This window comes from Bradyrhizobium sp. P2_E8 (genome assembly GCF_056403875.1).
This window is the reverse complement of the sequence record NZ_JBFUES010000314.1, coordinates 1-7,388: the sequence shown is the minus strand read 5'-3', so window position 1 is coordinate 7,388 and position 7,388 is coordinate 1. Positions and strand designations below refer to the sequence as shown.

Here is a 7,388-nt window from a genome sequence, read left to right as displayed (position 1 = left end):
GTGTCGCAGCCGGCCAGCAGAACACTGGCCGTCAACAGCGCAACCGAAGCCAAGAGCGCGCGAGCAAGCGAACGAGAAATCAAGATGGACCCCACACCGTGCCGGGCAAGCAGCGCGAACCCCAATTCGTTGGAGCATGATCCGACCGGAGATCCGGACCCGTCGTGACGGGCTTTTTCAAACCATGCTCCAGCGCTTATGCCCTGAAGCCATTAATTAAAATTCTAACCTCTGGGTCATGTGGTCGCAACCCGAGCGGGGATCACGAGCCCGTTGGCCCAATGGCATGGTCAACAGAGACTAAATGGACGCGACTTTGGCCTTACTTGGGCCTTCCGGCCCCAACCAGACTCAGATCGCCGATTTGGGCAAAAAAAGGGTTAATGCGGGGTTACCGGGGACCGGTTTCTCGTGCCCCGGACGCGGCGCAGCGCTTCTTCAGCGGTGCGCCGCAGAGCCGGGGCCTACGCTGAAGGCGGTCTGTGGAGCCTGCTGGGTCCCGGCTCAGCGGAGCGTCACTTCGTGCCGCACCGCGTCCGGGACACAAAAACCGCACGAATCAGCCCAGTTTCCGGCCGATATCGAGGAATTTCTGCCGCCGCTGCTTGCGGATGGCGTCGGCGTCGAGGCCGTGGAGCTCCTCAAACGCCTTGGCGATGGCATCCCCGGTGGTGGCGATCATGGCGGCGGGGTCACGGTGGGCGCCGCCGACCGGCTCCTTCAGGATGCTGTCGATCACCCCGAAGCGGAGCATGTCCTGGGCGGTGATCTTCATGTTGTTGGCGGCTTCCTGCGCCYTGGTGCCGTCGCGCCAGAGGATGGAGGAGGCGGCCTCCGGCGAGATCACGCTGTAGATCGCGTGCTCCAGCATCAGCACCCGGTTGGCGGTGGTGATCGCGATGGCGCCGCCCGACATGCCTTCGCCGGTGATGATGGCGACGTTCGGYACGCCCAGCGACAGGCACGCGTCGGTCGAGCGCGCGATCGCCTCGGCCTGGCCGCGCTCCTCGGCGCCGATGCCGGGATAGGCGCCGGCGGAATCGGCCAGCGACAGCACCGGCAGGCCGAACCGCTCGGCCATCTCCATCAGCCGCACGCATTTGCGATAGCCCTCGGGCCGCGCCATGCCGAAATTGTGCCGGATGCGGCTCTCGGTGGAATCGCCCTTTTCCTGGCCCATCACGCAGATCGGCTCGCCGCGGAAGCGGCCGAAGCCGGCGACCAGGGCCTCGTCCTCGCCGAACTTGCGGTCGCCGGCGAGCGGCGTGAACTCGGTGATCAGGCCCGTGATGAAATCGTTGAAATGCGGCCGCTGCGGATGCCGCGCGACCAGCGTCTTCTGCCACGGCGTCAGGTTCGTATAGAGGTCGGCCAGCGCCTGCGCCGCCTTGTCCTCGATCCGCCCGATCTCGTCACTGATGTCGGTCCCGGAGGCCGCGAGCGTCCGCAGCTCGTCGACCTTGGAGTCGAGCTCGGCGACGGGCTTTTCGAAGTCGAGATAGCTGCGCATCTGGTCTTGCATCAACTCAATATAGGGAGGACGGGGCGAGGCGGCGAAGCGGTTTCAGACCTGCGGAAAGAAGTGTAGCTTCTTCAATGGGTTGGCTTGTGGGCTTCTGGGCCGCCCGCCAAATCAATCGTGAGGCCACGGCTCTTTCTGCGGAGATGTGGCCGAAGTCAAGGCGGTTTCGGCCACCGCTGTCGTCCCGGCGAGGGCCGGGACCCATAACCACAGGGAGAAATTTGGCGAAGACTCGGAGTGATGCGATCTTTCTGCGGGACTGACAGCGCCCCTCACCGACAGATCACGCGGTATCGGTCCCGGCCTTCGCCGGGACGACGACAAGTTATTTCTCCGCCAGCGGGTGCAGGTCGCGCACCAGGCTCTTCAGCCGCTCCTCGACCACGTGGGTGTAGATCTGGGTGGTCGAGATGTCGGTGTGGCCGAGCAGGGTCTGCACGATGCGTAAGTCCGCGCCGTTGTGCAGCAGGTGGCTGGCAAAGGCGTGGCGCAGCACGTGCGGGGAGACCAGCCGCGCCTGCAGGCCCGAGGCGACCGCGAGCTCCTTGAGGTCGYGGGCGAAATGCTGCCGGGTCAGATGACCGCTCTCGCYGAACGAGGGAAACAGCCATTTCGAGGCGGCCAGGCCGTCTTTCTTCTTCTCCGTCTTCGCGGCTTCGGTCGCGGCAAGATAATCCGCCATCGCCTGGCGCGAGGCCTCGTTCAGCGGCACCAGCCGCTCCTTGTTGCCCTTGCCGCGCACCACGATCATGCGGGCGTCGCGCTTGGCCGCCGTGCGCGGCAGCGCCACCAGCTCGGAGACGCGCAGGCCCGTGGCGTAGAGCACCTCGAGCAGGCAATAGAGCCGCAAGGCGCGCAGCCGCTTCGAGGGCGAGGCCTCCTCCGCCTCGCTCAATTCCTTGGCACGGCGGAGCATGCGGTCGACATCCGCGATCGACAGCACCTTTGGCAGGCCGCGGCCGCGCTTGGGGCCGGACAGGATCGCGGCGGGATCGTCGATGCGAATGCGCTCGTTCAGGAGGAAGCGGTAGAGATGCCGCATCGCCGACAGGCGGCGCGCGACGCTGGTGGATTTGAAGCCACGCGTGTCGAGATCGGCAAGATAGTCGCGCAGCGTTTGGGTTTCGGCATCCGCAAAAGAGTGGCCGATGCGGCCCAGGAACTCGGAGAAGTCCGTGAGATCGCGGCGGTAGGCATCGAGCGTATTGGGGCCGGCGCCCTGTTCCGCCGCGAGCATGTCGAGGAACAGGCCGGTGAGCTTGCTGTCTGAGGGCTTTGCACGCATGCCCTGGAGGCTAGCTCCTATTTCTTGAGAAACTTATCCGGCGGGATCGTCACCGTCATTTCCCGCGGCTTGGGATTGACGAAGTTCGCCAGCGCAAAGACCACGCCATAGACGATGCCGGCGATCACGGCGACGACCGTCAGGAAGCGGAACAGGCTGGGCATCGTGCAAGGTCTCGGTAAAGGTCCAGGCCGGCAAATTAACCAATGAAATCATCCAACATGTTCGCCGTTTCGTGGCAAGAGTCCTCTGGCGAGGCCCCCTTCGGGGTCGTATAGGTGGCCAAAGCAGGCCGCTTTTGGCGGCAGATCGAGCGAGACCCAGAGCGAGATCCAGAGCGAGACCCATGTCCGACGCCGCGTTGCCGATACAAGCTCCGCCTGAGGCCGACATCCTGTCGGCGCTCGGGGCGCGTTCGATCGTGCTCGTCGGCATGATGGGGGTGGGCAAATCCACCATCGGTCGCCGCATGGCGGCCCGGCTCAAGCTGCCCTTCGTCGACGCCGACACTGAGATCGAGGCGGCGGCCGGCATGACCATACCAGAGATTTTCGAGCGCCATGGCGAGGCCCATTTCCGCGACGGCGAGGCCCGGGTGATCGCGCGCCTGCTCGACGGCGGCCCGGTGGTGCTGGCGACCGGCGGCGGCGCCTTCATGCGCGAGGAGACGCGGACCCGGATCGCGGCGAAGGCGGTCTCGATCTGGCTCAAGGCCGACCACGACGTCATCATGCGCCGCGTCCGCCGCCGCGCCGATCGTCCGCTGCTCCAGACCGCCGATCCGGAAGGGACGGTGACGCGCCTGCTCACCGAGCGCGAGCCGGTTTACAGCCATGCCGACCTCACCATCGCCTCCCGCGACGTGCCGCACGACAAGATCGTCGAGGAATGCATCGAGACGCTGCGCGCGCATCTTTGCGGTGAGCATCAGCCACCTGCCGACGTTGCGAGTGCCGTACGATGACCGCGCCCCTGAAACATTCCGACCCCGTCAACGTCGGTGTCGCGCTCGGCGATCGCGCCTATGACATCGTCATCGGCCGTGGCGTGCTGGCCTCGCTCGGCGAACGGGTCGCGCACTTACGCCCCGGCGTGCGCACGGCGATCGTGACGGATCGCACCGTCGCAAAACATTGGCTCGAGCCGACGGAAGCATCGCTCGCGGCCGCCGGCATCCCGACCTCGCGGATCGTGGTCGAGGAAGGCGAGATCTCGAAAACCTATGCCGGCCTCGAAAAGGTCAGCGAAGCCCTGATCGCGGCCAAGATCGAGCGCAACGATCTCGTCATCGCGCTCGGCGGCGGCGTGGTCGGCGATCTCGCCGGCTTTGCCGCCGCGATCCTGCGCCGCGGCGTCGATTTCGTGCAGGTGCCGACCTCGCTGCTGGCACAGGTCGATTCCTCCGTTGGCGGCAAGACCGGCATCAACTCGCCGCAGGGCAAGAATTTGCTTGGCGCCTTCCACCAGCCGGTGCTGGTGATTGCCGACACCGCCGTGCTCGACACGCTGTCGCCGCGGCAATTCCGCGCCGGCTACGCCGAGGTCGCCAAATACGGCGTGCTCGGCGATGAGGCCTTCTTCACCTGGCTGGAAAAGAACCACGCCGACATCTTCAACGGCGGCTCGGCGCGCGAGCACGCGATCGCGACCTCCTGCCGCGCCAAGGCCGGCGTGGTCTCGCGCGACGAGCGCGAGACCGGCGAGCGCGCGCTGCTCAATCTCGGCCACACCTTCGGGCACGCGCTGGAAGCTGCGACCGGCTTCTCCGATCGCCTGTTCCACGGCGAGGGCGTCGCGATCGGCATGACGCTGGCGGCGCAATTCTCGGCCAAGCTCGGCATGATCGGCGAGGCCGACGCGGCGCGCGTCGAGCAGCATCTCATTGAGGCCGGACTGCCGACCCGCTTGCAGGACATCGCGGGCTTTTCGCAGGAAGGGCTTGCCGATGCCGACGCGCTGATGGCCCTGATGGCGCAGGACAAGAAGGTCAAGCGCGGCAAGCTCACCTTCATCCTGCTCGAGGCTGTGGGGCGCGCCGTGATCGCAAAGGATGTCGAGCCGGCCCCGGTGCGCGACTTCCTGAAAGAGAAGCTCGCTCACAAGGCGTGACGCGCGGCTGAACTTCGTGAAAGCGTTTTCGAGCGAAGTGGGGACCGGTTCGCGCAAGGAAAACGCGTCAAGACAAGAAACTTGAGTGGTTCATGGACTGGCTCGGATTCACCATCGTCGTCCTCTGCCTCCTGGTCTCGGCGTTCTTCGCCGCGAGCGAGACCGCGCTGACCGGCGCCTCGCGCGCCAGCATGCTGCGGCTCTCCAAGCAGGGTAATCACGACGCCGACGTGGTCTCGCAACTGCTCGACATGCGCGAGCGCCTGATCGGCGCGCTGCTGCTCGGCAACAACATCGCCAATATCGGCGCCTCCGCGCTCGCCACCGCCATCTTCACGTCATGGTTCGGCGATGTCGGCGTGCTCTACGCCACCGGCGTGATGACCGCGCTGGTGGTGATCTTCGCGGAAGTGCTGCCCAAGACCATCGCCATCAACGCGCCCGACCGCATGGCGCTTGCGGTCGCGCGCCCGATGCGGCTGACCATGTATGTACTGGGGCCGCTGCTCAAGATCGTCGAAGTCATCGTGCGCCTCCTGATGCGCCTGTTCGGCCTTGCCGGCGAGCACCAGGCCATCCTGTCGCCGACCGAGCGCCTGCGCGGCGCGGTCGACCTGTTGCATCACGAGGGCAAGTTCGAGAAGCAGGACCGCGACATGCTCGGCGGCCTGTTGGACCTGCGCGAGCTCCAGGTCTCCGACGTCATGATCCATCGCACCGAGATGATGATGATCAACGCCGACCTGCCGCCGGAGGAACTGGTGCGCGAGGTGCTGGCGACCGAATACACCCGCATTCCGCTCTGGCGCGAGAAGCCGGAAAACATCATCGGCGTGCTCCACGCCAAGGATCTGCTGCGCGCGATCCGCGCCGCCGAAGGCGACACCTCGCGCATCGACGTCTCCACCATCGCGCTGCCGCCCTGGTTCGTGCCGGAGATGCGCCCGGTCTCCGAGCAGCTCAAGGCGTTCCGCCGCCGCAAGACCCATTTCGCGCTCGTGGTCGACGAGTACGGCGAAGTTGAAGGTCTCGTGACGCTGGAAGACATTCTGGAGGAGATCGTCGGCGACATTTCCGACGAGCACGACGTCGTGGTCGCCGGCGTGCGCGCCCAGCCTGACGGCTCGGTCGTGGTCGACGGCTCGGTGCCGATCCGCGATCTCAACCGCGCCATGGACTGGCATCTGCCCGATGAAGAGGCAACCACGGTCGCCGGCCTCGTCATTCACGAGGCGCGCTCGATCCCCGATCGCGGCCAGAGCTTCACGTTCCACGGCTTCCGTTTCCGCGTCCTGCGCCGCGAACGCAACCGCATCACCGCGCTCCGTATTTCACCGGTGCCGCGCGAGGCGGAGCTGGAGGAGGCAAAGCCGAGACGGGCCGGGACGTCGTTTTGACGCACGGTGTCATCGTCCGCGCAGGCGGACGATCCAGTACGCCGCGGCTTATCGAGTGAATCTCGCCAGCAGTGTTTACTGGATGCCCCGCCGGAGCCTGTCATCGGGCTGGCCGAAGGCGAGACCCGGTGGTGGGCATGACAGCCGGATTGGCGAGCTAGGTCCCGCCTTCCCCCGGCGCCTGCGCGTGGATCGCGAGCGCGTGCACGCTGTCGGAGAGTTCCGCGGCCAGCGCCGCATTTATCATGCGATGGCGATCGACCCGGCTCTTCCCTTTGAAGGCTTGAGACACAATATAAACGCGAAAGTGCGTCTCGCCGCTCGGCCGATGGCCGGCATGGCCCTCATGCAGGTGTGAGTCATCGACGACCTGCAGACTTTCCGGCGTGAAAGCTTCCTGCAACTTGTTGCTGATAGTGTCTCTCATAGCCATGTGTGTGCCATTCAGGTGCAGAGATCGCACTCCGTTATTTGCCGGGTTCGCAGCTAATTGCAATGTCAAGACTTGAAGGTTTTTGCATTGCGTAGTCAAAGTCAGCCATGCCGATCGATTCATCAAAGTTCTTCGACTCCATCCGCGTCAAGCCGCGGGGCAAGCAGCCCGAGGTGAAGCCGCGCGACACCGCGGTCGCGTGCGAATGGGCCGGATGCCAGAACAAGGGCGCACACCGCGCGCCGAAGGGGCGTGAGAACCAGCGCGAGTACTGGCATTTCTGTCTGAACCACGTGCGCGAGTACAACCAGAACTACAATTTCTTCTCCGGCATGAATGCCGACGCCGTCGCGCGCTACCAGAAGGATGCGCTGACCGGCCACCGTCCGACCTGGAAGATGGGCGCCAATGGCGGCAAGAAGGGTGCGGAAGCCGAGATCGATATGGCGTCCGATCCGTTCAGCATGTTCTCAGAGATCAACGGCCGCGCCAACTGGCGGAAGGGGCCGGACGCCCAGCCCAAGGCCGAGACGCGCAAGGTGATGAACGCCGAGCGCAAGGCGCTCCAGGTCATGGGCCTCGGCCCCAGTGCCACGCTCGCCGACGTCAAGACCAAGTACAAGGCGCTGGTCAAGCAGCACC

Annotated in this window: 8 protein-coding genes; 4 read left to right on the top strand and 4 right to left on the bottom strand. The window is 65.5% G+C overall.

The genetic code is table 11. From position 1 onward, the window contains the following. Window positions 1–559: 559 nt before the first annotated feature. From AC1D00_RS18705 to AC1D00_RS18695, 3 genes are all read right to left on the bottom strand, one after another. The gene (locus AC1D00_RS18705) at window positions 560–1,522 is read right to left on the bottom strand and encodes an acetyl-CoA carboxylase carboxyltransferase subunit alpha (RefSeq protein WP_477011671.1); all 963 of its coding nucleotides are present in this window, start codon (window positions 1,520–1,522) and stop codon (window positions 560–562) included. A gap of 325 nt (window positions 1,523–1,847) precedes the next feature. After that, the gene (gene xerD, locus AC1D00_RS18700; protein ID WP_477011670.1) at window positions 1,848–2,807 is read right to left on the bottom strand and encodes a site-specific tyrosine recombinase XerD; all 960 of its coding nucleotides are present in this window, start codon (window positions 2,805–2,807) and stop codon (window positions 1,848–1,850) included. A 17-nt stretch (window positions 2,808–2,824) separates the two neighbouring features. Further along, window positions 2,825–2,971 (bottom strand): hypothetical protein, encoded by a 147-nt coding sequence (locus tag AC1D00_RS18695; protein ID WP_035669499.1) that lies wholly within the window; start codon window positions 2,969–2,971, stop codon window positions 2,825–2,827. Between the two features lie 182 nt (window positions 2,972–3,153). On the opposite strand from AC1D00_RS18695, the gene AC1D00_RS18690 reads away from it, so the two are divergent. The 3 genes from AC1D00_RS18690 (at window position 3,154) to AC1D00_RS18680 (ending at window position 6,313) form a co-directional block, all read left to right on the top strand. After that, the gene (locus tag AC1D00_RS18690; protein ID WP_477011669.1) at window positions 3,154–3,771 is read left to right on the top strand and encodes a shikimate kinase; all 618 of its coding nucleotides are present in this window, start codon (window positions 3,154–3,156) and stop codon (window positions 3,769–3,771) included. Next, a complete protein-coding gene (gene aroB, locus AC1D00_RS18685) occupies window positions 3,768–4,916 on the top strand; it encodes a 3-dehydroquinate synthase (protein WP_477011668.1) in 1,149 nt (382 codons plus the stop codon). Before AC1D00_RS18690 ends, aroB begins: the two co-directional genes overlap by 4 nt. Window positions 4,917–5,008: 92 nt before the next feature. Further along, complete coding sequence (locus tag AC1D00_RS18680) at window positions 5,009–6,313, top strand: HlyC/CorC family transporter (protein WP_027545242.1); 1,305 nt, start codon at window positions 5,009–5,011, stop codon at window positions 6,311–6,313. A gap of 157 nt (window positions 6,314–6,470) precedes the next feature. Here the strand turns inward: AC1D00_RS18680 and AC1D00_RS18675 are convergent, their stop codons facing one another. Next, window positions 6,471–6,746 carry a BolA family protein gene (locus tag AC1D00_RS18675; RefSeq protein ID WP_477011672.1) on the bottom strand — a complete coding sequence of 92 codons (276 nt, stop codon included), beginning with the start codon at window positions 6,744–6,746 and terminating at the stop codon, window positions 6,471–6,473. Between the two features lie 107 nt (window positions 6,747–6,853). On the opposite strand from AC1D00_RS18675, the gene AC1D00_RS18670 reads away from it, so the two are divergent. Further along, a partial coding sequence (locus tag AC1D00_RS18670) for a molecular chaperone DnaJ (RefSeq protein WP_477011667.1) occupies window positions 6,854–7,388 on the top strand: 535 nt, incomplete at its 3' end.

Coding starts and splice junctions, on each gene's coding strand:
- AC1D00_RS18695 (WP_035669499.1), bottom strand. CDS start 2,971: ATGCCCAGCCTGTTCCGCTTCCTGACGGTCGTCGCCGTGATCGCCGGC.
- AC1D00_RS18690 (WP_477011669.1), top strand. CDS start 3,154: ATGTCCGACGCCGCGTTGCCGATACAAGCTCCGCCTGAGGCCGACATC.
- aroB (WP_477011668.1), top strand. CDS start 3,768: ATGACCGCGCCCCTGAAACATTCCGACCCCGTCAACGTCGGTGTCGCG.
- AC1D00_RS18680 (WP_027545242.1), top strand. CDS start 5,009: ATGGACTGGCTCGGATTCACCATCGTCGTCCTCTGCCTCCTGGTCTCG.
- AC1D00_RS18675 (WP_477011672.1), bottom strand. CDS start 6,746: ATGGCTATGAGAGACACTATCAGCAACAAGTTGCAGGAAGCTTTCACG.